We start from the raw sequence: 24,763 nt of genomic DNA, 5'->3' as shown, positions 1-24,763 counted from the left end.
TCACCTTCATCTGGATTTTTAAACGAATTCCTGCCCATAGCCGCCTTGGCTTTCCGAAACCAGCGGCTTCGTCAGCCCGACAGAGGGCACGTCTCGGTCAAGCTTCGGGTTATAGGCGACCGACAGCCAGTGGATACCGTAACCGTGCTTCCGAAAAAAGCCGATAGCCTCGCTATTGCCGGAATGGGTCTGCACCGCCGCCGTCTCGAAGCCTCGGCCGGCGATATCCTTCTCGATGCGTTCGAGAAGGGCTGAGCCGAGTCCCTGCCGGGTGAAGACGGGATCGATCCAGAAATCCGAGATGGTTTCGTCCAATCCCTCGCGTGCAGCCCAGCCTGCGACCTGGCCGTTCCGCTCGATGACGGTGATTGTCAGCCAGTCGTTCTCCACGAAGTTGCGAAAGGCGTTGCGCGCCGCGTCGATCATCGCATCCGATTCGCCAATCGACGCCATCGCCTTTTGCCAGGCCCTGAGCCCGATCTCGCTCAATAGCTCCGCTTCCCCGTCGCGGGCATTGCGAATGTGGATCAACGACACCTCCGCGTTACCCCTCTAACTAGATCACTGAGTCGCGGAATTTACCAGTAGCTGCAAAGGGATGATCAACCGAAACCAGCGTTTTCGACCGGTTTTCACCGACAGGGATGCTCTTGACCGCTTTTCCGGGCTGAATAATAGATATTTTATGTTGAGCCAGTCTGAGACCCGGTAAAGGCCCTGCCCGCAAGTTTTCTTGCGAGCATGGGCCCGAAAAATGAAGCCCTGACGTTCGAATGAGCGCCAGATCGTTTTTGTGCGCGCCGACGGCGCGATACCGGATCTCACAACATGGACATTTCCCGCACGGAGCAGCGCATCCTGCATCTCATGGCCCAAGGCGGCCGCATCGAAATTACCCGCGACGGCAACCGAAAGATTGAAAACGTCAATTGCTTCACCCGCGACGGCTGGCGCTATCCCGGCGTCGACCTCGATCTCTTCCGCAGGCTGAAGCGGCTGAAGGCGATCAGGTCTTCAGGCGGGCAGCCCTACCGGATCACCGAAAGGGGGCTGAGGCTGGTCAGATCGCAGTTGGACAATAGATAGGTCGGGCAACCAACCCTGATCGCGCCTCAGACCGGCGCGGTCGGGGGCTCAGCTTCCACTCGCAGGCGACCTCTGGGTGACACTCGACAATCGATTGGCGCCGTCCCAGGTCAGTGTGCGGCTACCGTGGAGACCATGTTGCCGTTGGCGTCACAGTCGCATAGTCGATGGTCTTGGCGCCGATCTGTGTCGCCACATGCGGACGGATCGCTGATGCCGTCGTTGATAGACATAGGCGCCGATCCGTGCGCGTGAGAGAAGATTGTGATTGGTGTCGTAGCTGTAGGTCTCGTCGAGGGTGTTGTCGATTGTCGCTCCGGCCACGCGAGAGAGATCGTCATAGCCATAAGTCCAGTTTCGTTGCCTGTCAGACCGGTGATGGTCTTGTTCCTGCCTAGTTTGTCACGGCTGTGGTTCAGGACTTGATGCGCCGTCATTACTTCTTACGCCAGGAGTTCATTTCTTTAGCGAGTTGCGGGTCGTGTCGTAGCTCGTCAACCGCATCTTTGCTGATAGCAGCCTTCGAGCGTCTTAAAGGTCCGATCAGCAAGAGGCGGCTTTCTCCATGGGCGGGATCTTTTGCCAGTTCAATAAGCTGGGGGAGCGTGTCTTCAGTTATTGATCCAGAAAGCGCACAAGCTAACGCCTCCTTAAAACCCAGCACGAATTCCGTCTCCTCACCGGGGAAAACGGGACCTTTGCCCTGTTTTGCGTTGATGTATTGCTGAACAAGGAAATCCCAATATTGACTGGCCGCGGGAACCGCTAGAGCTCTTGCAATCCCACTTCGTGTTCGATCGGAATAAGGCAATTGCAAATGCTTCATCAAGATCGGCACCAGGGTTGGATATCCACTCCTCCTGTTAACCAGGTCCCAAACAGATGTGATGTTCGCGCCCGCCTCCCGCAGGTCATTGACAATAGGTTGCTCCTCTTCAAGCAAGCGGGCGTCGCGAATGGCCCAAATATCGCTCATTTCATTCTCCTATGTCTGACCCACTCCCTCAATAATCACCGTTCTATGTCCCTTCGATTTATCAAGCCGTCTTCAATTGCCCTTTGGAGAGTGCCTGATCTCTGTGTCGCTGGTAGGTCGAACCGATCGAAGCGCAATCCCCGAGAAATGGCAGTGTCGATGCAATCCATCAACTGCTGGTTGATATTCAGCTTTCCGACGTTTTTCACCTCTGACAGCGTCGATCGCGTGATACCATCAGGAATTCGAACCCTTCCATTTACATCAGCCCGGTCTCGGCATCGAAGCGTTCGCCGATATAGCTCTTCTTGGTCTGGAAGCTGGTGTTGGTGGCTTCGCCATAGGCGGCGTAGCCGGTCTCCTCGACACGGTATCCGCTTTTCGAGCCGGCGGTGACAACAATCTTGGCGTCGGAATGCGGATAAAGCGTGTAGCTATCCGCACCCTCAAACGGTTAATCTCGACATTGGCTTCGGGATAAAGTCGCGAAGTCCCAACTCTTCTTCACCTGGGCGCCGTCCGGGCCATAGGCGAGAGTCACGGTGGCGCCGTTCTGGGACGCTCGACAGACGGTTGGCGCCATCCAGGTCAGCGTGCCGGCACCGTCCGACAGCAAATTGCTGGTCAGCGAATAGCTGTAGGTCTCATCAAGCGTATTGTCGCCGGCATTGTCGGCGCTGATCACCGGCTGAGATCGTCATAGCCGCAGGTCTAGTTGTCGCCTGACGTCCACTGACAGATTCCCTCAACTCAAGCCCTTCGGAGGTTGCCAAATATGCTTGTGAGGTGACATTAATTGGATCGCAGAGTCGCCGCAATCTCACGGATTAATCCCTCAGCTCTTTCTTTCGAAAAATTTATTTTTTCTCAGCAAAGACTTTCGAGGCGAGTTCGATGCTTTCGCGCAATACTTGTGTGATGTAGTCAACCGAAGACACCGCATCAAACTTGGAAGGGGAACGGCGATCGTAACAACCACACCTTTTTCCTTCCGCGAAAAATGTCCAATTTTGAACCCTTCAAAATCGGGCTTATAGACAGACCCGGGAAGTACGAAAACCGGGTTCACCCAACCTTCTTGTCCCGAGTCATATGAAGGTTCGCGATGCTGTTTGGCGAATGTCATTGCTTTCTTCAAAACTGCAACCAGCGGAATATTACTTAGCTCCGGACCGCCTGTGTGAACGCCGATTGCAATCATTCGCTCAGCCTCGCTCTAGCTTTGACTGCCATGGTTCCTTGTTCAAAGGGCGGGGACCGTAGATCACCAACTGACGCTCGCGAGTCAACATCGATGCAAGTCCATCTTCTTCATCGGCGGCCCTCGCTCAGGTCGCATTGACAGCGGCGATGACAGGCCGTTCGTTTCGCTGGATCAACTCTTCTTTGGAAGAAGCCGATATGATTTCGAGAAATTCACTCTTAAGGGCCAAGCTACGATCTCTTCTTTGCCGCGACAACTCGCGTTGTACGACGGGATGCATCAAAATCTCTTCCTCCGAAGGTTCGCGGCTATCTCTCCGTAAAAGGTAGATCGCGACCTGATCTGCAGCCTCATACGCGCGTCGAAGAGCCCAAGCCACTTCCTGCACACTAGGCGCAATTTTTGCTCTTATCGAGTAGCATAGTGACGCCAACGCATCTTCTGCTAGCGCGTCAACAATGGCCCATGGCCGGTCGTCAGGCGGCATCATTTTCATCGACTGCTCAAGCAACGCTTCCCAATCGGGAGGCGCTCTATCTTCTTCAGTTGCGCCCCAAAGACTTTCGATGCATTCCGAAAAAAATTCTGGTCGGCCGCTTCCAGTTACTTCGTGGTACCAACAAAAGCTACTTTTTTGCCTGGCTGCAGACGCTATCGCCAAAAAGAACCAATCTCGTTGCGACAGCGGCGCAAGATCGCTCAGTAGCTGTTTTTCATTGAATCTTTCCATCATTTTAACCACTCTGCGTATCTTGGATCTCTTATGGTACCTCGACCTGCTCGATGCGACCGGGCGTAGGGCCGCACCGCGACGGCTGGCTCTATCCCCGCGTTGACCCCTACCTCTTCCGCAAGCTGAAGCGTCTGAAGGCGATCAAGTCTTCGGGCGGGCAGCCGAACCGGATCACCGAAAGAGGGCTGAGGCTGGTCAGGTCGCAACTGGACAACAGGTAAACAAGACAACGCCCCGCCGCGCTCGACCCGAGCACCGTCGGGATGTCCTTAGGCCTTTGCCGACAATTCCGCCCGCATCGCCGCCCACTCGTCGGGCAGTGCGCCCGAGCCGCGCATCTTGCCGGCGCGGCGATACCAGTAGTCCGCATTCCAGTCGTCGCCCTCGATGCGATGGCAGAGGGCGTGGCCCCAGTCGAACGGCTGTTCGCCTTCGTGGCGCTGACAGATATCGTGAACCGCCTGCCAATCCGCGCCGATGGCGAAGCCGCCGGCAGCAAGGCGATCGATTGCATCGATCAGGCGCATAAGATCATTGCCTGCCATGTAGCCCTCCCCAGTTTCGGCTATTGCTCAGCCTAGCTGCTTCTCCAGGTGCACCTTTTCGAGCGGGACGCCCATGCTCCTGGAGAATTCGATACCGTGCCAGATGATGGTGAAACCGCAGCGTTTGTAAAGCCGGATCGCGCCCAGGTTCCTGGCATGGGTGTCGATCCGGGCGGTCGTCAGTCCTTCGGCCGTCATCAGCTCGCACAGATACGACAGCAGAGCTTCGCCCACACCCTTGCCCTGATGATGGGGATGCACCCAGAGATCGGAGATATAGTTGGGTTGGCCTTCACGAGCAATCCAGCCGACGATCTCCGCGTCGAGTTGGGCAACGAAGATCTCACCTTTTGTCTCTCGCGGAAAAACAGTGAACTCTTGCCTGATTTTAGCAATCACAGCGGGGTCGCGATAACTCTCGTCGAAGGCATCTGCTGCGGCCCATGCGGCGAAGCCGACGGCGCCGACCGTTTCGTGGTCGGCGGACGTCATCTTTCGGATCGTGAGACCCGTTACCACCACTTGGCCGGCGTAAATTTGCCGGCGGCCTGCTCGATAACGTAGGCGGTCTTGAAGAGGGTCTCCTCGTCGAAGGCCTTGCCGATGAGCTGCAGGCCGAGCGGCAGGCCCTTATGGTCGAGGCCGGCAGGCACGGCGATGCCGGGCAGGCCCGCCATGTTGACCGTCACCGTGAAGATGTCGTTCAGGTACATCTTCACCGGATCGGCCGCGAGGTTTTCGTCGGCGACGCCGAAGGCGGAGGACGGCGTTGCCGGGGTGAGGATGGCGTCGACGCCGGCATCGAAGGCCAGTTCGAAATCGCGCTTGATCAGCGTGCGGACCTTCTGGGCGCGGATGTAATAGGCGTCGTAGTAGCCGGCCGACAGCACGTAGGTGCCGATCATGATGCGGCGCTTGACTTCCTGGCCGAAGCCGGCGGCGCGCGTCTTCTCGTACATATCGACAATATCCTTGCCGTCGACGCGCAGGCCGTAGCGCACGCCATCGTATCGCGCGAGGTTCGAGGACGCCTCGGCAGGCGCGACGATGTAATAGGCCGGAAGCGCGTATTTGGTGTGGGGCAGGGAGATATCGACGATCTCGGCGCCGGCATCCTTCAGCCAGGCGATGCCCTGGCGCCAGAGGGTCTCAATCTCCTCAGGCATGCCGTCGACACGGTATTCATTCGGAATGCCGATCTTCATGCCCTTCAGCGACTGGCCGAGGACGGCCTCATAATCGGGCACCGGCAGATCAACAGACGTGGTGTCCTTGGCGTCGACGCTTGCCATCGACTTCAGCAGGATAGCGGCATCGCGCACATCGCGGGCGATCGGGCCTGCCTGGTCGAGCGAGGAGGCAAAGGCGACGGTGCCCCAGCGCGAGCAGCGGCCATAGGTCGGCTTGATGCCGACGGTGCCGGTGAAGGCGGCCGGCTGGCGGATTGAGCCGCCGGTATCGGTCGCGGTGGCGCCGGCGCAAAGATGGGCGGCAACAGCAGCGGCCGAGCCGCCGGAGGAGCCGCCGGGAACGAGTTGCTGGTTGGAGCCCGACGCACGCCAGGGATTGATCACCGGGCCGGAATAGGACGTCTCGTTGGACGAGCCCATGGCGAACTCGTCCATGTTCAGCTTGCCGAGCATGACGGCGCCATCGTCCCAGAGGTTCTGCGTGACGGTCGATTCATAACGCGGCTCGAAACGATCGAGGATATGGCTGCAGGCCTGGGTGTGGACGCCAACGGTTGCGAACAGATCCTTGATGCCGAGCGGAATGCCTTCGAGCTCGCCCGCCGTGCCGGCGGCAATCCGCTCGTCGGACTTCCTGGCCATGACGCGGGCGAGATCCGGCGTCACCTTGACATAGGCGTTCAGCCGGTCGTTGGCCGCGTCGATTGCCGCGATATAGGCTTCGGTCAGTTCGAGCGCGGTGATTTCCTTGGCGCGCAGCTTCTCGCGGGCTTCGGCAATGGTCAGGCTGGTGAGTTCGCTCATCGTGTTTTCGCTTCAGGTCTTGAAAATGGCAACAGGGTCGGAAAGAGGCTTTCGACGCCTTATTCGACGACTTTCGGCACCAGGAAAAAATTATGGTCGGTGACCGGCGCATTGGCGACGATATCGGCGGCCTTGTTGCCGTCGGTCACCTCGTCGGCCCGCTTTTTCATCGCCATCGGCGTCACCGACGTCATCGCCTCGACGCCATCGACATTGACTTCGGATAGCTGCTCGACGAAGCCGAGGATGCCGTTCAACTCGCCGACCATGCGATTTGCCTCATCTTCGGAGACGGCAATACGGGCAAGTTTGGCGACGCGCTTCACGGTGGCAAGATCGACGGACATGGCATTCTCCGGATAGGATTTTTCCCACCCGCTATAAAGGCCATGTCCGCCCGGTGCAACGGGGTTTCGTCAGATCGACAGGCTCTCGGCAGGCTTCAGCGCCCTCGCCTCAGTCTTCGATCCCTCCATGCCGGCGACGAATTTATCGGCCGTCTGGTCGATGATCGGGAAGGTGCCGTAATGGCAGGGGATCGCGGTCTTGAAGCTGAAATAGCGCTGGCAGGCGAGTGCCGCCACCGCGCCGCCCATGGTGAAGCGGTCGCCGATCGGCACGAAGCCGATATCGGGCTGGTGCAGTTCGTTGATCAGCGCCATGTCGGAGAAGATGTCGGTGTCGCCCATGGCGAAGATCGAGGCTTCGTCGTCGAAGTGCAGCATCAGACCATTGGCGTTGCCGAGCGCATGCGAGACGCCGTCCTCGGTGATCTGGGCCGAGGAATGCAGCGCATTGGTGAAGGTCGCGGAGAATCCGCCGAACGTGACCGTGCCGCCGGTATTGCCCATCTCGATCCTGTCGACGCCCTTGGAGCCGAGCCAGGCGGCAAGATCGGCATTGGCGAGCACGACCGCACCCGTTTCCTTGGCGAGCGCCACGGTGTCGCCGACATGGTCGCCATGGCCATGGGTCAGCAGGATATGGGTGATGCCTGCAGACACATCCTTGATGTCCTGGCCGGAAAAGGAGCGGTTATGGCTGAGGAACGGATCGAGCAGGATCTTCGCCTTTGATGTCTCGATGCGGAAGGCGGAATGGCCGAGCCAGGTGATCTTCATGAAATCTCTCCTTACGTGATGCAAAATCTGATTTCGATGGTAAGGACATATCTCATGCCCCGGCAAAGGAAAGCGGCGGCGGCTTCAATTTCTTTTGACGGGATGAAACGGCAATGACGGTGCTGACGATCGAGGAAATGGCTGAAATCCTTGCTCCCGGGCAGGCGATCGCCGGTCTCGACCTCGGCACCAAAACGATCGGCGTTTCGATGTCCGATCTCGGCCGGCGTTTCGCCACGCCACGTCCGGTGATCCGCCGCGTCAAGTTCACGGTCGATGCGCAGGTGCTGCTGGACTTCGCGGCGGCGGAAAAGGTTGCCGGCTTTATCATCGGCCTGCCGATGAATATGGACGGATCGGCGGGGCCGCGCGTGCAGGCGACGCGCGCCTTCGTGCGTAACATGGAGCAGAAAACGGTGCTGCCCTTCGTCTATTGGGACGAACGGCTTTCGACGGTCGCGGCCGAACGGACGCTCATCGAAATGGACGTCTCACGCGCCAAGCGGGCCGAACGGATCGATTCGGCCGCGGCAAGCTTCATCCTTCAGGGGGCCCTCGACAGGCTGTCCTCGCTCGCAAGGTCTGCGGGAGACGAATCCAGCGCCTGACGCGCCTTCCACCAGGCGGCGATCAACTTCCGCTTTCTGAATCCCAGGATGGCGAAGACGACGAGACTGTCCACCGCAATGGCGCGAGCAACGAGCGGCGGAATGGTTTCCGGCGGAATGCCGAGGGCTTCGCCATAAATCGCGAAAGTCAGGTCATGGACCTGCCGTGTCAGCATGAAGATGCCGAAATTCATGTCGTAATAGGAGAGCCAGTACCATGCGCCCAGAAAGACGATAGGACCGGCCCAGAAGACTAGAAACCACTTCATGCGGCTTCTCCTCCCTGCTTGCGGGCGATGGGCAGATCGAGGGAAACCAGCCAGGTCGACAACGCCATGATGCAAAGCACCAGCGTGGGAATTGCGATATCGAGCGCCAGGATTGCGAAGAACATCATTGCCGTCACCAGAATTGCGGCTTTCGCGATCTTGCTTCCCATGGGCGTCAACTCGCAGGTTCTCACTCGTATCATCTCTGCTCCCCGCCACACTGTCCGGTTAACCAGCCCCACGCAACGTAAACCATTCGTTAAGGTTAACGCAGCGCCGCCTCCCTGTGGATGAATGGGGTCAGCCGTAGACGCCGCGCACGAGACGCTTCAGTGCCGTCGCGGCCTTCTCCCAGTCCTTCGACCTCTTCAGCGACAGGCCTGCACACTGGCCGCCGGCTGCGCCGGAAAGCACGAGGTACTGAATCGCCGCGATCACGACGGCATTGACGGCTGCCGCATCCACGCCCTTCGGCGGCGCCAGCGAACCGCGCATGCGATCTAGCCAAAGGGCGAGAGCCTTCGAACGGGCCTCGGACAGCCGCCTCACCTGCTCGGTATTTTCCGATACTTCCCAGGCGAGGATGCGGCGCATCAGCGGATCATCTCTCAAGGCGTCGAGCAGGAGAAGCGCCAGCCGCTCCATCAGATCGCCATAGGTGAGCATGAACATGCCGCCGGCATCTTCCGGAATGCGATCCCTCACCCACGTGCCGAGATCCGCGCCGATCGCCTCGACCAGACCGTCAAGTCCGCCATAGTAGCGGTAGATCAGCTGCTTGTCGCAGCCGGCGCGGCGGGCGACCGCATTGATGCCGAAATTCTGGAAGCCCTCCTCCGCCAGCAGGCCCTTGGCGGCGGCAAGGATGGCGCGCTCGGTGGCGCCGCGATCGCGCACGCGCCGTTCCGGCTCCGTGCCGATCCCGGGTGAGTTATCAAGATTTTCAGCTTCATTCAGCACGACCGACCCTTCCCCACTGTCACCAATCGGTGAGTAGCGGGGAGACCTTATTCGATCAATCCTATCCCCTTGGGAAGATTGTGGATATTTCCTCCGGCACTTAGAACTCGGCGCCGAATGGCTGCGGAAAGCGGATCGAAACCTTCCAGAAATCTCGTCCCGACGGTTGATCGCGATGGACGAACCCGGCATAGCTGCATTATGAACAAATCTAACAATCTCCGCTAAGGCCCTGCAATGGTGAATTATATCGAAGCCTCCTCCGCGCCGCCGAAGAATACGGGCGCCATCCGGCTTTACGATGCGCAGGCATTCGAAGGCATGCGCAGGGCGTGCCAGCTGACCGCGCGCTGCCTCGATGCACTCGCCGATATCGTCAGGCCCGGCCTGCTTACCGACGAGATCGACCGATTCGTATTCGATTTCGGCATGGATCACGGCGCCTTTCCTGCGACGCTGAATTATCGCGGCTACACCAAATCCACCTGCACCTCGATCAACCACGTCGTCTGCCACGGCATTCCTAACGACAAGCCGCTGCGCGAAGGCGATATCGTCAATATCGACGTTACCTTCGTGCTCGACGGCTGGCATGGCGATTCGAGCCGCATGTATCCGGTCGGCACGATCAAGCGGGCAGCCGAGCGGCTGCTCGAGGTCACCTATGAATCCCTGATGCGCGGCATATCGGCCGTCAGGCCCGGCGCCCGCACCGGCGCGATCGGCGAGGCGATCCAGACCTATGCAGAGGCCGAGCGCTGTTCGGTGGTGCGTGATTTCTGCGGCCACGGCGTCGGCCGGCTGTTCCACGATTCGCCGAATATCCTGCATTATGGCCGCGCCAATGAAGGACCGGAGCTGCGCGAAGGCATGATCTTCACCATCGAGCCGATGATCAATCTCGGCCGGCCGCATGTGAAGGTGCTTGCCGACGGCTGGACGGCCGTGACCCGCGACCGCTCGCTTTCGGCGCAGTATGAACACACGGTCGGCGTCACCGCCGAGGGCTGCGAAATCTTTACGTTGTCACCGGGTGGCCTCGACCGGCCCGGACTGCCGCCGCTTGCCAGGTGACGATCCGATGGCGAAGCGGCCTGTTGCGACATCTTCCGACGACAAGCTGCCTTTCGAGACTGAAGAGCCTGTTGTCGACGAACGCTCGTTCTTCGGCGGCCGGCTGCGAAAACCAGCCGCGCCGAACGCCCGGACCGCCCTACCCGCCTCGCTTTCCGGGCCGGAACATTATCACGGTCATCGCGAGCGGCTGCGTGACCGCTTCCGCGAACTGGGCGATACGGCGCTTGCCGATTACGAAATCCTTGAACTCTTGCTTTTCCGGCTGATCCCGCGACGCGACACCAAGCCGATCGCCAAGGCGCTCATCGAACGATTCGGCTCGCTTTCCGGCGTCTTTGGCGCGCCGGCGGCGCTATTGACGGAGGTGAAGGGCGTCGGCGAGAATGTCGCCCTCGACCTGAAACTGATCGCCACCGTTGCTCACCGGACCCTGAAGAGCGAGATCAGAAGCAAGCAGGTTCTCTCCTCCTGGTCCTCGGTCATCCAGTACTGCCATGCCGCCATGGCGCATGAGACACGCGAACAATTCCGCATTCTCTTCCTCGACAAGCGCAACGTGCTGATCGCTGACGAGGTGCAGGGCCGCGGCACGGTCGACCATACGCCGGTCTACCCCCGCGAGGTGGTCAAACGCGCGCTTGAGCTTTCGGCGACGGCGATCATCCTCGTGCACAACCACCCCTCCGGCGATCCGACGCCCTCGCGCGCCGATATCGACATGACGAAGGTGATCGTCGAGGCAGCCAAAGCGCTCGACATCACCGTCCACGACCACATCATCATCGGCAAGGACGGCCATGTCAGCCTGAAGGGGCTGAAGTTGATGTGATCCCGCCGCCTTGAGACGTGACTCCATAACCATCGCCCGAGCTTGCCACCCCGGGCCCTCTACGGGGACGATCTTCAATCCGGCTCGGCTAATCCTGCCCGCGCGAATGCCCTCACCGTCATGGCGAGACCTGTCATGATTCCACCGGTGGTCCAATCAGCGCTCTGCTGCTGACGCCGATGCGCGTTCTGCCGTCGATCCGGAGAGGTCGCAGGCAAGCATCTGAGGCAAGCGAAGACTGCGGAAAGCTTCAGTTGACAGCGGTCGCCGGCGCGGATTCTATGCAATCCTGCGCCGCCACTCTGAATAATACCCGCCCGCAAATGCCGAGAAGATAAAGCTTCATGACGATCTCCAGCGGTAACACTGATCGATCGACCCGGCTCTGCCGCGATGCGCTCTGCCTCGATGACTTTGAAATGAGGGCACGGCGGCATCTGCCGAAGCCTCTGTTCGGTTATATCGCCGGCGCGACCGAGACCAATGCGTCGCTGCGGCATAACGCAGAGGCCTTCAAGGCCTATGCCTTTCGGCCTCGTGTACTTCGCGACGTCTCGGGGCGCGGCACTGAGACGAGCCTCTTCGGCAAAACCTATGCCGCACCGTTCGGCATTGCGCCGATGGGGATCAGCGCGCTGATGGCCTACCGGGGGGACATTGTGCTCGCGCAAGGAGCGGACCAATCGGGAATCCCGATGATTATAAGCGGTTCGTCACTCATCCCCCTGGAAGAGATCGCGGCGGCTTCGCCACAAGCATGGTTTCAGGCCTATCTCCCCGGCGAACCCGACCGTATCGACGCTCTCATCGATCGGGTCGCCGCGGCCGGCCTCACCACCCTTCTGCTGACCGTGGATACCGCCACGCTGCCCAATCGGGAAAATAATGTAAGGGCGGGCTTTTCGACACCTTTGCGTCCCGGGCTCCGCTTGGCATGGCAGGGCATCTCGCATCCCCGCTGGACAACCGGCACATTCCTGCGCACGATCGTCCGGCACGGCATTCCGCATTTTGAAAATTCCTACGCCACAAGAGGCGCGCCGATCATCTCTTCGAACGTCACGCGCGATTTCGGCAAGCGTGACCATCTCAATTGGAGCCACTTGGAGCGGATACGCAAGCGGTGGTCCGGCAAGCTCGTGGTCAAGGGGATCATGCATCCTGAAGACGCGGCACGGGCTGCAGATACCGGAGCGGATGGCGTGATCGTCTCCAATCACGGCGGCCGCCAGCTCGACGGCACCGCATCTCCCCTTCAGGTCCTCCCGGAGGTTGCTGCACGTGTCGGAGACAGCATTGCCGTCATGATCGACGGCGGCATCCGGCGTGGAACGGATATCATAAAGGCCCTCGCGCTTGGCGCCTGTTTCGTGTTCGTGGGCAGGCCGTTCCTTTATGCTGCAGCCGTCGCGGGGCTACCGGGCGTGCTCAGGGCGGCGGATATCCTGAAGACGGAACTGTATAGCAACATGGCGCTGCTCGGGGTCACCGGGGTGAGCGATCTTTCCACGGACTACATCACTCGCGTATGAACAACCGTCGCGCGCTGACATCGACATGACGAAGGTGATCATCGACGCGGCGAAGACACTTGATATCACTCTCGACGACCACATCATCATCGGCAAGGACGGCCATGTGAGCTTGAAAGGGCTGAAGCTGATCTGAAAAGCACAGGTCCGCCTGAAACGGCAGCCGTAAAACAATCTGTAACATTGACCGGCTACCGATAGAAGAGCGACATTTTTGTCGCAAATGATTCCATTTCAAATCCGAGGCTAGAGGATGTTTCAGTACGATCTCGTTGTGGTGGGTAGCGGTCCCGCAGGGCGCCGCGGCGCGATCCAGGCTGCGAAACTCGGCAAGAAAGTGCTTGTCATCGAACAGGGCAAGCGCGTCGGCGGCGTGTCCGTCCATACCGGCACCATCCCTTCGAAGACGCTGCGCGAGACCGCGCTCAATCTCTCCGGCTGGCGCGAGCGCGGCTTCTACGGTAGATCCTACCGCGTCAAGCAGGAGATCAGTGCGGAAGATCTGCGTCGCCGACTGCTGATTACCCTCAACCATGAAGTGGAAGTGCTCGAGCATCAGTTCGCCCGCAACCGTGTCCACCATATGCGCGGCAAAGCGAGTTTCATCGATTCCACCACCTTGCAGGTCATCAAGGATGACGGCGAAGCGCTGACGGTGAGCGGCGCCAGCATTCTGCTTGCCGTTGGCACGAAGCCTTTCCGCCCGGACTACATGCCATTTGATGGCAAGACAGTGCTCGACAGCGATGAATTGCTCGATATCGAAGAACTGCCGCGCACCATGGTCGTCATCGGCGCCGGGGTTATCGGCATCGAATATGCGACGATCTTCTCGGCGCTTGATACTGCCGTGACGGTGATCGATCCAAAGTCGACCATGCTCGACTTTATTGACAAGGAAATCGTCGAGGATTTCACCTATCAGTTGCGAGACCGCAATATGAAGCTGCTGCTCGGCACGAAGGCCGAGAAGGTCGAGCGGCTGGATAGCGGCAAGGTCCAGCTGACGCTCGACAACGGCCGTCATCTTGTGACCGACATGGTGCTCTTTGCCGCCGGACGCATGGGAGCGACCGACGCGCTGAACCTTCCGGCCATCGGACTGGAGGCTGACGGCCGTGGCCGCCTCAAGGTCAATCCGGAGACCTTCCAGACCTCTGTGCCGAATGTCTACGCCGCCGGTGACGTCGTCGGCTTTCCGAGCCTTGCCTCGACATCGATGGAACAGGGCCGCATCGCCGCGCGCGTGGCGATCGGCGCGGTCGCCAAGGAGCCGCAGAAATATTTCCCCTACGGCATCTATGCAGTGCCGGAGATCTCGACCTGCGGTCTGACCGAAGAGGAAATGAAGGAGCGCGGCATTCCCTATGAATGCGGCATTGCCCGCTTCCGCGAAACCTCACGCGGCCATATCATGGGCCTCGATACCGGGCTTCTGAAGCTGATCTTCTCGCTGAAGACCCGCCGACTGCTCGGCGTGCATATCGTCGGCGAGGGCGCCACCGAGCTGGTGCACATCGGTCAGGCGGTGCTCAATCTGAAAGGCACGGTCGAATATTTCGTCGAAAACACCTTCAACTATCCGACGCTCGCCGAAGCCTACAAGATCGCCGGCCTCGACGCCTGGAACCGGATGGGTGACATCAAGTCGGAACTCTGAAGGCCCGACGGCAGCGCCCATCTGATTCCGCCAGCTAAGATGGAGCCGAGAGCTTGCGCATCATTTCGCTGAATGCATGGGGCGGCCGACTGCACGAGGCCCTGATCGCCTATGTCAAGCAGGCTGACCCTGATGTGCTGTGCCTTCAGGAGGTGCTGCGGGCGCCGAATGCGGATAGCGGATGGTCGATATACCGGGATGCGGGGCTGGAACTGCCGCAACGTGTCAATCTGTTTCAGGAAATCAGGGCCGCCCTGCCCGCCCACGACGCCTTCTTCTGCCCGACATCGCGAGGTGAACTTTTCAACGGCGACGCCGCCATTGTCGCGGAATTCGGGTTGGCGACCTTCGTCCGCAAATCACATTCCATCATCGCCCAGTCGCTGGACTTCGTGCATGGCAGTTTTTCCGCCGATGGCTGGGGTGAACATCCCAGACCGCGCAACGCCCATTGCATTCGCCTCTTCAGCCATGCGCACGGCCGCGCGGTGACCATCGCCCATATGCATGGCCTGCGCGATCCCGCCGGCAAGGGCGATACGGCGCAGCGCGAACAGCAGGCGCTGGCATTGGCCGAGCTCGTCGGGCGGATCTGGCCCGGCGACGAAGGGCTCGTGGTCTGCGGTGACTTCAATGTGCTGCCCGACAGTGCGACCTTTCGCATCCTTGCCCGGTCGGGCCTTTCCGATCTCGTCACCGGAAACGGCCTTGTCGACACGCGAACCTCCTACTATCTGAAGCAGGGCCGCTTCGCGGACTACATGCTGGTTACGCCTGACGTGGAGGTTGCCAGGTTCGAGGTGGTCGAATCGCCCGAGGTCTCCGACCACCGCGCATTGCTGCTCGATATCGCGTAGTATATTGAGGGATGCGCTGTGCGAAACTTCTGCGCGCAGTTTCCGGTTTTTACGCCATAGTTTGAACCCAGCTCAATCGCATCGATACGCCGTGCCTGACTTGTGCCTTCAACTCCCTTTTGCCTCCGGGCAGACGTTTCTAGAGAAAGATAGATACTCTTGCCCCATGCTTCGGAAACCGCGCGCAGACGTTTTCAGCTCATCTTGATCAAGCCGTCGCATTATGACGATGACGGCTACGTCATCCGCTGGTGGCGGGCGATGATCCCTTCCAATTCGCTCGCGGCGCTATACGGCATCGCTGCCGAATGCGCCGAGCGCAAAGTGCTCGGGCCGGATACCGCGATCGACATTACCGTGATCGATGAAACCAATACACGGATCGATTTTGCCGGGCTGCTCGCCCAGTTCAAGCGCCACGGCAATTTCGGCATGGTCGCGCTGGTCGGCGTCCAGTCCAACCAATATCCGCGCGCCCTCGACATTGCCCGCCCCTTCCGCGATGCCGGCCTGCCGGTCTCAATGGGCGGCTTCCATGTTTCCGGCTGCCTGTCGATGCTCGACGGCAAGGCAGTCGGGCTCGATGCCTGCCGCGAGATGGGCATCTCGATGTTCGCCGGCGAAGCAGAGGGGCGGCTCGACATGGTGCTGCGAGATGCCGCCGCCGGCGAGTTGAAGCCGCTTTATAATTTCATGAACGACCTTCCCGGCATCGGCGGCACGCCGGTTCCTTTCTTGCCGAAGGACAACATCCAGCGCACGCTCGGCCTCAGCACCAGCTTCGATGCCGGACGCGGCTGTCCCTACCAGTGCTCCTTCTGCACCATCATCAACGTGCAGGGTCGAAAATCGCGTTTCCGCTCGGCCGACGACGTCGAGAAGCTCGTGCGGATGAACTGGGCGCAGGGCATCCACAAGTTCTTCATCACCGACGATAATTTCGCCCGAAACAAGGATTGGGAAGCGATCTTCGACCGGCTGATCGAGCTCAAGGAGCGGGATGGCATTCCGCTCGGCCTGATGATCCAGGTCGATACGCTCTGCCACAAGATCCCCAATTTCATTGAAAAATCCAAGCGCGCCGGCGTCACCCGTGTCTTCATCGGCCTCGAAAATGTCAATCCGGATAATCTGACTGCCGCAAAGAAAAACCAGAACAAGATCACCGAATATCGCAAGATGTTGCTCGCCTGGAAGGCGCAGGGCATCATGACGCTCGCCGGCTATATCCTGGGCTTCCCCGCCGACACGCCGGATTCGATCCGCCGCGACATCGCCATCATCCAGGAAGAGCTGCCGCTCGATGTCATCGAGTTCTTCATCCTGACGCCGCTTCCCGGCTCCGAGGACCATCAAGTTCTCTGGAAGAAGGGTGTCGAGATGAATGATGATCTCAACATCTACGATGTCGAGCATGTCTGCACTGCTCATCCCAAGATGAGCAAGCAGGAATGGGAAGACATCTACCATGAGGCCTGGTCGCTCTATTATTCGCCTGATCATATGAAGACGCTGCTGCGCCGCGCCGTGGCGACCGGTGTGCCGCTCGCAAGGCTCGTCAAGGTTCTCGTTTCCTTCGCGACCACCGTACCACTGGAAAATGTGCATCCGCTGCAGAGCGGTCTCTTGCGCCTGAGGACGCCGTCGGAGCGGCGCCCGGAACTGCCGCGCGAACATCCGCTGGTCTTCTGGTGCCGTTTTGCCTGGGACACCTTCCGCAAACATGCCTCGCTCGCCGGCACGATTATCGGACTGACGATTTCGGCCTTCCTGATTTCACGGGATGCCAAGTCGAAGACCTATATGGATCAGGCTCTGACGCCCGTCGCCGACGACGAAGAAGAAACGCTCCACCTCTTCACCCAGACATCAGGCGGCGCCGCAGCCGTCAGCCATGTCAGGAAAGTCGCGCAACTGACGGGGCATTGAGCGGAAATTCTTGCAATAGCGGCCGACTCCCCGCTGGCCGGAGATCACAGGCGACATCAAGGCGAAGCTTGGAGGCTCCGGCTTTGATTCGGCTAAAGCGCGTCGCGATCTCCCAGAGACGCGCCACGCTCTATGCGATTTGGATCATCCGGCTCGTCTCGGCCACTTGTAGCGTGTCGACGAATTCGACGATCTTGACGGGTTTGCCATCCTGGAAATGGATCTTGTCGACGAATTCCGTTGAGAAGGTTACGCCCGATGGGATGTGTCTGACCTCGCCTTCACGATGGGCAAAGACCATCTGCTCGTCCTCATCCACATAGATGCCGGTCGTCCTGACCTTGGATAGGTCCCATGCCGTGATAAGCTGCGTTATCGTTTGGCGAAAGTCCTGCCCGCTCGATTCGATCGTCAAAGGCGCCAGCCGTGCATTGCCGACCATGCGAAAGGTACAACCCTCGCCGAACAGCGCAAGCGTACCCTCGATGTCGCCACGACCACGCACAGAATAGATTTCCTCTACCAGCGTCTTCATGTCATTCTTTGCGGTCATTTTCAGGTCCTCCATTACCCAACGCTGTTGGTTTTTATGCATGTTGATCCCGGGCAACATGCGCCAGTAAAATCTGCGCCGGCTTGCAGCTTGCTCAACTATTTGTTGTTGCCAGCAAAGATAACACCACGACGGAGAGGGCGTCGAGTACCCCGTCCGGATGACCCGAAAAGAAAAAGCCCCGCACGATGGCGGGGCCTTTCCAAGTTTCAGAACTGAAAAGCGATTATTCGGCGCTTTCGTCAGCCGCCTTCTTCTTCGGTGCAGCCTTCTTCTTCGGTGCGGCTTCCTCGCCTTCGCCGGCGTCAGCAGCTTCTGCCTTGGCGGCAGCCTTCTTCTTCGGAGTGGCCTTCTTGGTTTCAGCCTTGGCTTCGCCTTCTTCCTCGGCGAGCAGCTCTTCCTTCGTCACCTTCTTGTCGGTGACGTCGATTTCGGTCAGCAGGTGATCGATGACCTTCTCTTCGAAGATCGGCGCGCGGATCGAAGCGGCGGCGCCCGGCTGGCTGCGGAAGAATTCGAGAATCTGCTTTTCCTGGCCTGGATACTGGCGCAGCTGATCGTAGATCGCGCGCTGCATCTCGTCTTCGGTGACTTCGACGCCGGCCTTTTCGCCGATTTCGGAGAGAACGAGTCCGAGGCGGACACGACGCTCGGCGAGCGTCTTGTATTCCTCGCGCGCCTTCTCTTCGGTCGTGTCTTCGTCTTCGAAGGTCTTACCGGACTGGGCGAGATCGTTGTTCACCTGGCTCCAGATGCCGTTGTACTCGGCGTCGACGAGCGAAGCCGGGGTATCGAACTTGTACATCTCATCGAGCTGATCGAGGATCTGACGCTTTAGCTTCTGGCGGGTCAGCGAGCCGTACTGCGATTCGATCTGGCCACGGACGATCTCCTTCAGGCGATCGGCAGATTCGATGCCGAGCTTGGAGGCGAGCTCGTCGTTGATTTCGACAGCGCCCGGAGCTGCGACATCCTTGACCGTGATGTCGAAGGTCGCTTCCTTGCCGGCAAGATTCTTGGCCGGATAGTCGGCCGGGAAGGTCACGGTGATGGTCTTCTCTTCGCCAGCCTTGACGCCGACGAGCTGGTCTTCGAAGCCCGGAATGAAGCGGCCGGAGCCGATCACCAGTTCGGCGCCCTGATCGGTGCCGCCTTCGAAGGCTTCGCCGTCAACCTTGCCCACATAATCCATGGTGATGCGGTCGCCGTTTGCGGCCTTGCCGGTCTTGCTCTCGTAGGAGCGGGCGCTTTCGGCGACCTTCAGGACCTGTTCATTGACTTCCTCATCCGAGATGTCGATGACTTCGCGCGTTACCTTGATGCCCTTGACGGACTTCAGCTCGATCGGCGGCAGCACTTCGTAGGAGAGCGTGAATTCGAAATCCTGCTGGGCGGTGAGGATCTTGTCAGCCTCGTCCTTGTCCTCGGTCATGGCGATTTCCGGCTGGGTGGCCGACTTTTCGCCGCGGCTGGACAGGATGGCGGCGGGCTGCTCGCGGACAATCTCGTTGACGAGATCGGCCATGATCGATTTGCCGTAGACCTTCTTCAGGTGAGCAGCGGGGACCTTGCCCGGACGGAAGCCGTTGATGCGGATCTTGTCCTTCACATCGGCAAGACGCTCATTCATCTTGTCTTCCATGTCCTTGGCCGGGATAACGACCTTGATTTCGCGCTTCAGCCCTTCAGCGAGCGTTTCGATAACCTGCATGTCTTCCTACCTTCATGTCGTGGCGGCCGTGCCCAGACGCCGTTCGTTTCTATGAGCACGACGCCGGCAGCGTGCCGCGCGTGGCTTTTCCCAATTCCTGCATCATTCCACCCAAGGGGGAACGGCACTCGCTTCCGGGTATCGGGGATAACTAACTTCTTAGTCGCCCCTGCAAACAGCCTGGTGCGGGTAGAGAGACTTGAACTCCCACGCCTTGCGGCACCAGAACCTAAATCTGGCGTGTCTACCAATTTCACCATACCCGCGTTCACAGAACCGCATGCCTATGCCTGCGCATGAGGCCTTCCGGAGCGCGGCGTCTCTATATCACCCGATTTGGTCGAGGCAAAGGAAAAATGAACGTCCAATGACAGGCTATTCAAGGCCCAAAAGCCGCCCTGTCCCGAAGGCTCCGGAGATCAGTAAAGCGGTTCGTCGTAAACCGGCTTGCCGTCGACGAGCAGGCTGCGAATCTGCGCGCTTCCATCCGGCGCGACCCTCACCGCTATGGCGACGTTGCCATCGTTGCGGGCCTCCTCGATCAGTTTGCCCTGACCTTCCGGAACGTAATAGCGCTCGATGCCGTATTCGACCCGGATGCTGTCGCCCGCAGCCAGCCCGCCGCTATAGAAAGTCTTGCTGCGCAGGATCACCGTCTCCGGCTGCGGCGGCAGTGCCTGGAAGGACGATTCGGTCACCGCCCAGAAACCGTCGGCCTGCTTCTTCAACCGGACCCATAGCGTGCGTTCGCCGGGTTCGGCGGGAATGCCGCCGGAGACCGTCTGCACCGGCACGGTAGAAATGTCATAATTCAACACGACATAATCGCCGCGCAGGAAATCCCGTGGGTCGACCGGGGCGGTTTTCAGCAGGACCTCAGCGCCGCTGCTGAGGATCGATGCACGGCTCTGGATGATCGTGCCGAGGATCACGGTCTGCAAGCCGGCGACGATGATCGCCGAAACGAAATATCCCTTGCCGGATCGCAGCCTAGCCATCAACGAGCTCATACGCGTGCCTCCCGCGAAAAGCGCCGCTCGAGACGGATGACGATCCAGGCGACGAGCGCCACCACAAGACCTGAGAACAGGAAGAGGCTCGACGTGCCGAGGATCGAGCCGACGGTGACGGAGGCGAGATAGAGCATCTCCGCGGCGAAGGTCGTATAGGCGAGATAGCGCACCGCGCCGTTATCCCTGCCCTGCAGAGCGATCGCCAGCACGGCAGCGGCGAGCGTCGCCACCCCGAGCACCACCAGCCGCCAGCCTTGCTCGATCTCGATATGCAGCAGCAGCAAGCCAATGACGGCGATGAGGAAGCTGTAGAAAGCCGGCGCTGCGCCGGCACTCCTGACGAGGGAAGCGATACGGGGGTGCGGCAAGGCTGTCAGCGCGAACACCGCCATGCCGCCGATCGCGAAGGCGAGCGCCACCGCGATCTCCTCATAAAGAGTATAGAGCCAGGCGAGCCAGCCGATCAACAGCAGATAGGCGAGATGACGGGCGCGCTCGGCACCGGTGTAACGCACCAGCGCGACTGTGATCACCGCCATGACCGGCGCCATCCAGGGATCAAATCCGATCCAATGCGTGTCGTTGTTCTCGAGATAGACGGCGAAGGACGCCCACGAGAGAAAGCCCGCGACGACGACGACCGCGCCCGAGCGGAACAGGATCGCCGAGATCGTCGCAATCGCGAACCAGAGATACATCACGGTTTGCTCGTCGCCGGAGAGATGATACATCTGGCCGACCAGCGAAATCGCGCCACCGAAGCTCACCGCGCCGATGACCAGCAGCCCACTTGCTGCCGCTGTCGCACCTCGGGCAAACATGGAGGCGGCGGCAATGTGCACAGCCCAGATCAGCGCGAGAATTGCGCCGACCCGGACGAGCCGCGGAATGGCCTCCCAGTTGGACGCGACAACCAGCAGGACGGCAGCAGCAAGCAGCACCGCCGCCAGCGCCATCAGCACTCGACCCAGGCTGAAACTTGCCGGACGGCTGTCATATTCGGTGAGAAGCTTGGCCGCCGTTTCCTGTCCAATCAGACCCTTGCCCACCCAGAGCGAGAGATCCCGCTCCAATCTGCCGCGATACATACCTCCACCCCTCATTTCCGTGTCGCTCGCTCCGGCGCTACGGCCTCCATCGTTATAGCCGCAGCAAGCCGCTTCGCAAACGCCCGTCGCGGCGACAAATATGCAAATTCCTCAGTGGTCTAATTTGGGTCAGATGTTAACCGGGCGCTAACGTCGCAACTGCTAATATGAGCACATGAAAGACAGACATGCGGTTTACGCATACCCCTTATGTATTTATTGCACTGCAAAATATCAATTAGTCATACTATTTACCGCTCTATCGAAGCACGGGGATGGCGCCCCGGCCCGGTTTTCCGGATGCCCACGGACGCTTTGTTCGTGATGAGATTCGCAGCCGCGCACTCCTCCTCCCAAGCGCGCTGTGATAGACTGGCAACACTCCTCCTCCCAGTTGCCAGTCAATATAATGCGCCCGCCGGATCCTCCCCCGGCGGGCGTTCTTTTTGACGACTGTATCTTGGACAATTCAAGCACTTAACGGCATCCGAGCTGCGGCACTGCCACCAAAGCGAGATGTCGAAGTCCCCGTCGCGTGAAGCTGCGGGACCCCATCGCGATCCATCGCTTTGCCATTGGCATTGAGACGAATGAACAGCCAGTCGATTCAGCGCGAAACGCCAACGGACTGATCGTCAGCGGGGCGGCTTTGTTTCATCGCAAGGCGAGTGAGCGGGAGAAAAGGCGGATTTCTCCAGCGATTATTTTGCCTATTCGTTGACCAGAATGCGGTAAGATTATGTAAAGCATTGCACGACTCGCATGGGTGACTTGAAAACTTGGCTGTTTTCGTTCTTCGCGACGCAACATATATTCCGGCCATCAAATAGAGGTCAGCGCCGATCGGTGGCCGCTGGCAGATCAAACCCTAGGAAAGGGGCTTAACATGAACATCACTCGCTCTTTCAACAACTGGCGCAAGTATCGTCAGACCGTCACGGAGCTCGGTCGCATGACCAACCGCGAATTGCATGACCTCGGCATTGACCGTTCGGACATCCATCGCGTCGCTCGCGAAGCTTCTTCTCGCTAATTCAAGGCGATCACTGCTTCCTCCAAGCAGATCGCAAATGATTGAAACGCCCGCTGCACCGCAGCGGGCGTTTTCTTTTGCAAACAATGCACTTCCGCTCCGGTTGCGACCTTCCCCGTTCTTTCGTCCGCTTAAAAAATATTCACCGCTCAAATTGCGAGCATCATCGTGCACAATTGCATGGCAGACGCCTCTTATTTGCACTGCACAATGCGACCGATATCACCTATATAAACATCAACCGCAGAGAGACAGGCGATCCCGCCGTCCCGCGGATATTTGTTCGAGGAAGAAGACAATGAACCCGATCCGTATCGCAAAAAGCTGGCTCAGCTATCGTCGTACAATCAACGAACTCGGCAGCCTGTCGAACCAGACCCTGTCTGATATCGGTGTCAGCCGCTACGACATCCGCAACATCGCATCCCGCTCTTTCCGTTAATCGCGGTCTCGCAACGGGCACGATGTTTCAAGACGGCGCCATTATGGGCGCCGTTTTTGATTCCGGGTGTTGGATCGCACCTGCCGACATGATATCAGCCCGGAATGAACACGATCTCCTCCTACTCCCCTATCCACGTCGTCGGCGGCGGGCTTGCCGGTTCGGAAGCCGCGTGGCAGATCGCCAGTGTCGGCGTACCCGTCATTCTGCATGAGATGCGCGGCGTGCGCGGCACGGATGCGCACAAGACCGACGGTCTTGCCGAACTCGTCTGCTCCAATTCCTTCCGTTCCGACGATGCGACCAGCAATGCCGTCGGCGTCATCCATGCGGAAATGCGCATGGCAGGGTCGCTGATCATGGCCGCGGCCGACCGCCACCAGGTACCGGCCGGCGGCGCGCTCGCTGTCGATCGCGACGGCTTCTCCGAGGCAGTCACCAAGGCAATCCACGACCATCCGCTCATCACCGTCGTGCGCGAAGAGATCACCGGCCTGCCGCCGCGTGAGTGGGATCTAGCCATCGTCGCCACCGGACCGCTGACGGCGCCGTCGCTCGCAGCCGCGATACAGGCGGAGACCGGTGAGGATTCGCTTGCTTTCTTCGACGCCATTGCGCCGATCGTCTACCGCGACAGCATCGACATGGATATCTGCTGGTATCAGTCGCGCTACGACAAGATCGGCCCCGGCGGCACCGGCAAGGACTACATCAACTGCCCGATGGACGAGGCGCAATACAATGCCTTCGTCGACGCGTTGATCGCAGGCGACACGGTCGGTTTCAAGGAATGGGAAGGCACATCCTATTTCGACGGCTGCCTGCCGATCGAGGTCATGGCCGAACGCGGCCGCGAGACACTGCGCCACGGGCCGATGAAGCCGATGGGTTTGACGAACGCGCATAACCCGACCGTCAAGGCCTATGCCGTCGTGCAGCTGCGGCAGGACAATGCGCTCGGCACTCTCTACAACATGGTCGGCTTTCAGACGAAGCTGAAATACGGCGCGCAGGCGGAAATCTTCCGGATGATTCCGGGTCTTCAAAATGCGGAATTTGCCCGGCTCGGCGGCCTGCACCGCAATACCTACATCAATTCCCCCACCCTGCTCGATCCGTCGCTGACGCTGAAATCACGGTCGGGCTTGCGTTTTGCCGGCCAGATCACCGGCTGCGAGGGGTATGTGGAAAGCGCCAGCGTCGGGCTGATGGCCGGGCGTTTCGCCGCTGCCGAACGCAAGGGTGAGGAAATCTCGCTGCCACCGGCGACGACGGCACTCGGTTCGCTGCTCGGTCATATCACCGGCGGGCATATCGTCACCGACGAGGAGCCGGGCAAGCGATCGTTCCAGCCGATGAATATCAATTTCGGACTGTTTCCCGAACTCGAGCCGGGCTCGATCGTCAAGCCCGAGGGCGTCAAGCGCTTTCGCGGCAAGGACAAAACGATCATGAAACGGCAGTTGATCGCACGTCGCGCGCTTGCCGACTGCGCCGCCTGGCTCGGTCAGACACCGACCTTTGCCGAAAGTGCCTAAGCAGC

General features: G+C 59.6%; 30 protein-coding genes, 1 tRNA gene and 2 pseudogenes. 14 read left to right on the top strand and 19 right to left on the bottom strand.

The genetic code is table 11. The features are described from left to right. Window positions 1–18: 18 nt before the first annotated feature. Complete coding sequence (locus ACQ7C1_RS27435) at window positions 19–531, bottom strand: GNAT family N-acetyltransferase (protein WP_430960549.1); 513 nt, start codon at window positions 529–531, stop codon at window positions 19–21. 297 nt (window positions 532–828) lie between these two features. Between ACQ7C1_RS27435 and ACQ7C1_RS27430 the strand changes: the two genes are divergently transcribed. Continuing rightward, entirely contained in the window at window positions 829–1,086 is a 258-nt protein-coding gene (locus ACQ7C1_RS27430; protein ID WP_430960548.1) for a YjhX family toxin, read from the top strand. A 436-nt stretch (window positions 1,087–1,522) separates the two neighbouring features. Here the strand turns inward: ACQ7C1_RS27430 and ACQ7C1_RS27425 are convergent, their stop codons facing one another. The 5 genes from ACQ7C1_RS27425 to ACQ7C1_RS27405 all read right to left on the bottom strand — a co-directional run bounded on the left by ACQ7C1_RS27425 (window position 1,523) and on the right by ACQ7C1_RS27405 (window position 3,999). Beyond that, window positions 1,523–2,062 (bottom strand): hypothetical protein, encoded by a 540-nt coding sequence (locus ACQ7C1_RS27425; protein ID WP_430960547.1) that lies wholly within the window; start codon window positions 2,060–2,062, stop codon window positions 1,523–1,525. Between the two features lie 35 nt (window positions 2,063–2,097). Then, complete coding sequence (locus ACQ7C1_RS27420; protein ID WP_430960564.1) at window positions 2,098–2,436, bottom strand: putative toxin; 339 nt, start codon at window positions 2,434–2,436, stop codon at window positions 2,098–2,100. A gap of 80 nt (window positions 2,437–2,516) precedes the next feature. Then, on the bottom strand, window positions 2,517–2,747 hold the full coding sequence (locus ACQ7C1_RS27415) for a hypothetical protein (RefSeq protein WP_430960546.1): 231 nt from the start codon (window positions 2,745–2,747) through the stop codon (window positions 2,517–2,519). Between the two features lie 150 nt (window positions 2,748–2,897). Beyond that, complete coding sequence (locus ACQ7C1_RS27410) at window positions 2,898–3,263, bottom strand: hypothetical protein (protein WP_430960545.1); 366 nt, start codon at window positions 3,261–3,263, stop codon at window positions 2,898–2,900. 127 nt (window positions 3,264–3,390) lie between these two features. After that, a complete protein-coding gene (locus tag ACQ7C1_RS27405; RefSeq protein ID WP_430960544.1) occupies window positions 3,391–3,999 on the bottom strand; it encodes a DUF416 family protein in 609 nt (202 codons plus the stop codon). 74 nt (window positions 4,000–4,073) lie between these two features. Here ACQ7C1_RS27405 and ACQ7C1_RS27400 point away from each other — a divergent pair. Beyond that, window positions 4,074–4,220, top strand: a pseudogene (locus ACQ7C1_RS27400) (YjhX family toxin); the annotation flags it as partial. Between the two features lie 48 nt (window positions 4,221–4,268). Here the strand turns inward: ACQ7C1_RS27400 and ACQ7C1_RS27395 are convergent. The 5 genes from ACQ7C1_RS27395 to ACQ7C1_RS27375 form a co-directional block, all read right to left on the bottom strand. Then, complete coding sequence (locus tag ACQ7C1_RS27395) at window positions 4,269–4,544, bottom strand: hypothetical protein (protein WP_430960543.1); 276 nt, start codon at window positions 4,542–4,544, stop codon at window positions 4,269–4,271. A 27-nt stretch (window positions 4,545–4,571) separates the two neighbouring features. Further along, window positions 4,572–5,066, bottom strand: coding sequence for a GNAT family N-acetyltransferase (locus ACQ7C1_RS27390; RefSeq protein ID WP_430960542.1), 495 nt, complete (start codon window positions 5,064–5,066; stop codon window positions 4,572–4,574). Further along, window positions 5,057–6,538 (bottom strand): Asp-tRNA(Asn)/Glu-tRNA(Gln) amidotransferase subunit GatA, encoded by a 1,482-nt coding sequence (gatA, locus tag ACQ7C1_RS27385; protein ID WP_430960541.1) that lies wholly within the window; start codon window positions 6,536–6,538, stop codon window positions 5,057–5,059. Before gatA ends, ACQ7C1_RS27390 begins: the two co-directional genes overlap by 10 nt. A gap of 59 nt (window positions 6,539–6,597) precedes the next feature. Continuing rightward, window positions 6,598–6,885 carry an Asp-tRNA(Asn)/Glu-tRNA(Gln) amidotransferase subunit GatC gene (gene gatC / locus ACQ7C1_RS27380; protein WP_011425142.1) on the bottom strand — a complete coding sequence of 96 codons (288 nt, stop codon included), beginning with the start codon at window positions 6,883–6,885 and terminating at the stop codon, window positions 6,598–6,600. A gap of 69 nt (window positions 6,886–6,954) precedes the next feature. Further along, window positions 6,955–7,659: a metal-dependent hydrolase gene (locus tag ACQ7C1_RS27375; protein ID WP_430960540.1), complete on the bottom strand. Its 705-nt coding sequence runs from the start codon at window positions 7,657–7,659 to the stop codon at window positions 6,955–6,957. A 113-nt stretch (window positions 7,660–7,772) separates the two neighbouring features. Here ACQ7C1_RS27375 and ruvX point away from each other — a divergent pair, with 113 nt between their 5' ends. Then, window positions 7,773–8,267 (top strand): Holliday junction resolvase RuvX, encoded by a 495-nt coding sequence (gene ruvX, locus ACQ7C1_RS27370; RefSeq protein ID WP_430960539.1) that lies wholly within the window; start codon window positions 7,773–7,775, stop codon window positions 8,265–8,267. Here ruvX and ACQ7C1_RS27365 read toward each other — a convergent pair. The 3 genes from ACQ7C1_RS27365 to ACQ7C1_RS27355 form a co-directional block, all read right to left on the bottom strand. Continuing rightward, window positions 8,204–8,536 (bottom strand): DUF6105 family protein, encoded by a 333-nt coding sequence (locus ACQ7C1_RS27365; protein WP_285193551.1) that lies wholly within the window; start codon window positions 8,534–8,536, stop codon window positions 8,204–8,206. The two genes, ruvX and ACQ7C1_RS27365, sit on opposite strands and share 64 nt — an antisense overlap. Beyond that, the gene (locus ACQ7C1_RS27360; protein ID WP_176536264.1) at window positions 8,533–8,706 is read right to left on the bottom strand and encodes a hypothetical protein; all 174 of its coding nucleotides are present in this window, start codon (window positions 8,704–8,706) and stop codon (window positions 8,533–8,535) included. The genes ACQ7C1_RS27365 and ACQ7C1_RS27360 overlap by 4 nt, the downstream gene beginning before the upstream one ends. 130 nt (window positions 8,707–8,836) lie before the next feature. Further along, the gene (locus tag ACQ7C1_RS27355; protein ID WP_430960538.1) at window positions 8,837–9,496 is read right to left on the bottom strand and encodes a TetR/AcrR family transcriptional regulator; all 660 of its coding nucleotides are present in this window, start codon (window positions 9,494–9,496) and stop codon (window positions 8,837–8,839) included. A 237-nt stretch (window positions 9,497–9,733) separates the two neighbouring features. Between ACQ7C1_RS27355 and map the strand changes: the two genes are divergently transcribed. The 7 genes and pseudogenes from map (at window position 9,734) to ACQ7C1_RS27320 (ending at window position 17,380) form a co-directional block, all read left to right on the top strand. Continuing rightward, on the top strand, window positions 9,734–10,570 hold the full coding sequence (gene map / locus ACQ7C1_RS27350) for a type I methionyl aminopeptidase (RefSeq protein ID WP_085777995.1): 837 nt from the start codon (window positions 9,734–9,736) through the stop codon (window positions 10,568–10,570). Window positions 10,571–10,577: 7 nt separating this feature from the next. Next, on the top strand, window positions 10,578–11,402 hold the full coding sequence (gene radC / locus ACQ7C1_RS27345) for a RadC family protein (protein WP_430960537.1): 825 nt from the start codon (window positions 10,578–10,580) through the stop codon (window positions 11,400–11,402). A 344-nt stretch (window positions 11,403–11,746) separates the two neighbouring features. Next, complete coding sequence (locus ACQ7C1_RS27340) at window positions 11,747–12,934, top strand: alpha-hydroxy acid oxidase (protein ID WP_430960536.1); 1,188 nt, start codon at window positions 11,747–11,749, stop codon at window positions 12,932–12,934. 4 nt (window positions 12,935–12,938) lie between these two features. Further along, window positions 12,939–13,070: pseudogene (locus ACQ7C1_RS27335) on the top strand (JAB domain-containing protein); the annotation flags it as partial. 117 nt (window positions 13,071–13,187) lie between these two features. Beyond that, a complete protein-coding gene (gene sthA, locus ACQ7C1_RS27330) occupies window positions 13,188–14,594 on the top strand; it encodes a Si-specific NAD(P)(+) transhydrogenase (protein ID WP_430960535.1) in 1,407 nt (468 codons plus the stop codon). Between the two features lie 53 nt (window positions 14,595–14,647). Next, window positions 14,648–15,451 (top strand): endonuclease/exonuclease/phosphatase family protein, encoded by an 804-nt coding sequence (locus ACQ7C1_RS27325; protein ID WP_430960534.1) that lies wholly within the window; start codon window positions 14,648–14,650, stop codon window positions 15,449–15,451. A 159-nt stretch (window positions 15,452–15,610) separates the two neighbouring features. Beyond that, window positions 15,611–17,380: a B12-binding domain-containing radical SAM protein gene (locus tag ACQ7C1_RS27320; protein WP_430960533.1), complete on the top strand. Its 1,770-nt coding sequence runs from the start codon at window positions 15,611–15,613 to the stop codon at window positions 17,378–17,380. Window positions 17,381–17,510: 130 nt separating this feature from the next. Here ACQ7C1_RS27320 and ACQ7C1_RS27315 read toward each other — a convergent pair whose 3' ends face one another. The 5 genes from ACQ7C1_RS27315 to ACQ7C1_RS27295 form a co-directional block, all read right to left on the bottom strand. Beyond that, window positions 17,511–17,933 (bottom strand): nuclear transport factor 2 family protein, encoded by a 423-nt coding sequence (locus ACQ7C1_RS27315; RefSeq protein ID WP_430960532.1) that lies wholly within the window; start codon window positions 17,931–17,933, stop codon window positions 17,511–17,513. Between the two features lie 226 nt (window positions 17,934–18,159). Beyond that, window positions 18,160–19,644 (bottom strand): trigger factor, encoded by a 1,485-nt coding sequence (gene tig, locus ACQ7C1_RS27310; protein WP_430960531.1) that lies wholly within the window; start codon window positions 19,642–19,644, stop codon window positions 18,160–18,162. Between the two features lie 181 nt (window positions 19,645–19,825). After that, a tRNA-Leu gene (locus ACQ7C1_RS27305) sits at window positions 19,826–19,910 on the bottom strand. A 153-nt stretch (window positions 19,911–20,063) separates the two neighbouring features. Beyond that, on the bottom strand, window positions 20,064–20,654 hold the full coding sequence (locus ACQ7C1_RS27300) for a GDYXXLXY domain-containing protein (RefSeq protein ID WP_221138359.1): 591 nt from the start codon (window positions 20,652–20,654) through the stop codon (window positions 20,064–20,066). Continuing rightward, window positions 20,651–21,745, bottom strand: a complete 1,095-nt coding sequence (locus tag ACQ7C1_RS27295; RefSeq protein ID WP_430960530.1) for a DUF2157 domain-containing protein — start codon at window positions 21,743–21,745, stop codon at window positions 20,651–20,653. Before ACQ7C1_RS27295 ends, ACQ7C1_RS27300 begins: the two co-directional genes overlap by 4 nt. A gap of 535 nt (window positions 21,746–22,280) precedes the next feature. On the opposite strand from ACQ7C1_RS27295, the gene ACQ7C1_RS27290 reads away from it, so the two are divergent. From ACQ7C1_RS27290 to trmFO, 4 genes are all read left to right on the top strand, one after another. Then, window positions 22,281–22,466 (top strand): hypothetical protein, encoded by a 186-nt coding sequence (locus tag ACQ7C1_RS27290; protein WP_430960529.1) that lies wholly within the window; start codon window positions 22,281–22,283, stop codon window positions 22,464–22,466. 165 nt (window positions 22,467–22,631) lie between these two features. Next, complete coding sequence (locus ACQ7C1_RS27285; protein WP_004678838.1) at window positions 22,632–22,778, top strand: DUF1127 domain-containing protein; 147 nt, start codon at window positions 22,632–22,634, stop codon at window positions 22,776–22,778. A gap of 298 nt (window positions 22,779–23,076) precedes the next feature. Beyond that, entirely contained in the window at window positions 23,077–23,220 is a 144-nt protein-coding gene (locus tag ACQ7C1_RS27280; protein WP_085777942.1) for a DUF1127 domain-containing protein, read from the top strand. 104 nt (window positions 23,221–23,324) lie between these two features. Next, on the top strand, window positions 23,325–24,758 hold the full coding sequence (gene trmFO / locus ACQ7C1_RS27275) for a methylenetetrahydrofolate--tRNA-(uracil(54)-C(5))-methyltransferase (FADH(2)-oxidizing) TrmFO (RefSeq protein ID WP_430960528.1): 1,434 nt from the start codon (window positions 23,325–23,327) through the stop codon (window positions 24,756–24,758). The last annotated feature ends 5 nt before the right edge of the window (window positions 24,759–24,763 follow it).

The sequence above is a fragment of the Rhizobium sp. Nf11,1 genome (genome assembly GCF_050587665.1).
Classification (GTDB): domain Bacteria; phylum Pseudomonadota; class Alphaproteobacteria; order Rhizobiales; family Rhizobiaceae; genus Rhizobium.
The sequence above is the reverse complement of the archived record's forward strand: the minus strand, read 5'-3'. Positions and strand labels throughout refer to the sequence as shown.

Bases quoted from the DNA above. Each gene is read 5' to 3' on its own strand.
- ACQ7C1_RS27430 (WP_430960548.1), top strand. From the start codon at position 829: ATGGACATTTCCCGCACGGAGCAGCGCATCCTGCATCTCATGGCCCAA.
- ACQ7C1_RS27425 (WP_430960547.1), bottom strand. From the start codon at position 2,062: ATGAGCGATATTTGGGCCATTCGCGACGCCCGCTTGCTTGAAGAGGAG.
- ACQ7C1_RS27410 (WP_430960545.1), bottom strand. From the start codon at position 3,263: ATGATTGCAATCGGCGTTCACACAGGCGGTCCGGAGCTAAGTAATATT.
- ACQ7C1_RS27405 (WP_430960544.1), bottom strand. From the start codon at position 3,999: ATGATGGAAAGATTCAATGAAAAACAGCTACTGAGCGATCTTGCGCCG.
- ACQ7C1_RS27395 (WP_430960543.1), bottom strand. From the start codon at position 4,544: ATGGCAGGCAATGATCTTATGCGCCTGATCGATGCAATCGATCGCCTT.
- gatA (WP_430960541.1), bottom strand. From the start codon at position 6,538: ATGAGCGAACTCACCAGCCTGACCATTGCCGAAGCCCGCGAGAAGCTG.
- gatC (WP_011425142.1), bottom strand. From the start codon at position 6,885: ATGTCCGTCGATCTTGCCACCGTGAAGCGCGTCGCCAAACTTGCCCGT.
- ACQ7C1_RS27375 (WP_430960540.1), bottom strand. From the start codon at position 7,659: ATGAAGATCACCTGGCTCGGCCATTCCGCCTTCCGCATCGAGACATCA.
- ruvX (WP_430960539.1), top strand. From the start codon at position 7,773: ATGACGGTGCTGACGATCGAGGAAATGGCTGAAATCCTTGCTCCCGGG.
- ACQ7C1_RS27365 (WP_285193551.1), bottom strand. From the start codon at position 8,536: ATGAAGTGGTTTCTAGTCTTCTGGGCCGGTCCTATCGTCTTTCTGGGC.
- ACQ7C1_RS27360 (WP_176536264.1), bottom strand. From the start codon at position 8,706: ATGGGAAGCAAGATCGCGAAAGCCGCAATTCTGGTGACGGCAATGATG.
- map (WP_085777995.1), top strand. From the start codon at position 9,734: ATGGTGAATTATATCGAAGCCTCCTCCGCGCCGCCGAAGAATACGGGC.
- radC (WP_430960537.1), top strand. From the start codon at position 10,578: ATGGCGAAGCGGCCTGTTGCGACATCTTCCGACGACAAGCTGCCTTTC.
- ACQ7C1_RS27340 (WP_430960536.1), top strand. From the start codon at position 11,747: ATGACGATCTCCAGCGGTAACACTGATCGATCGACCCGGCTCTGCCGC.
- sthA (WP_430960535.1), top strand. From the start codon at position 13,188: ATGTTTCAGTACGATCTCGTTGTGGTGGGTAGCGGTCCCGCAGGGCGC.
- ACQ7C1_RS27315 (WP_430960532.1), bottom strand. From the start codon at position 17,933: ATGACCGCAAAGAATGACATGAAGACGCTGGTAGAGGAAATCTATTCT.
- tig (WP_430960531.1), bottom strand. From the start codon at position 19,644: ATGCAGGTTATCGAAACGCTCGCTGAAGGGCTGAAGCGCGAAATCAAG.
- ACQ7C1_RS27300 (WP_221138359.1), bottom strand. From the start codon at position 20,654: ATGAGCTCGTTGATGGCTAGGCTGCGATCCGGCAAGGGATATTTCGTT.
- ACQ7C1_RS27295 (WP_430960530.1), bottom strand. From the start codon at position 21,745: ATGTATCGCGGCAGATTGGAGCGGGATCTCTCGCTCTGGGTGGGCAAG.
- ACQ7C1_RS27285 (WP_004678838.1), top strand. From the start codon at position 22,632: ATGAACATCACTCGCTCTTTCAACAACTGGCGCAAGTATCGTCAGACC.
- ACQ7C1_RS27280 (WP_085777942.1), top strand. From the start codon at position 23,077: ATGAACCCGATCCGTATCGCAAAAAGCTGGCTCAGCTATCGTCGTACA.
- trmFO (WP_430960528.1), top strand. From the start codon at position 23,325: ATGAACACGATCTCCTCCTACTCCCCTATCCACGTCGTCGGCGGCGGG.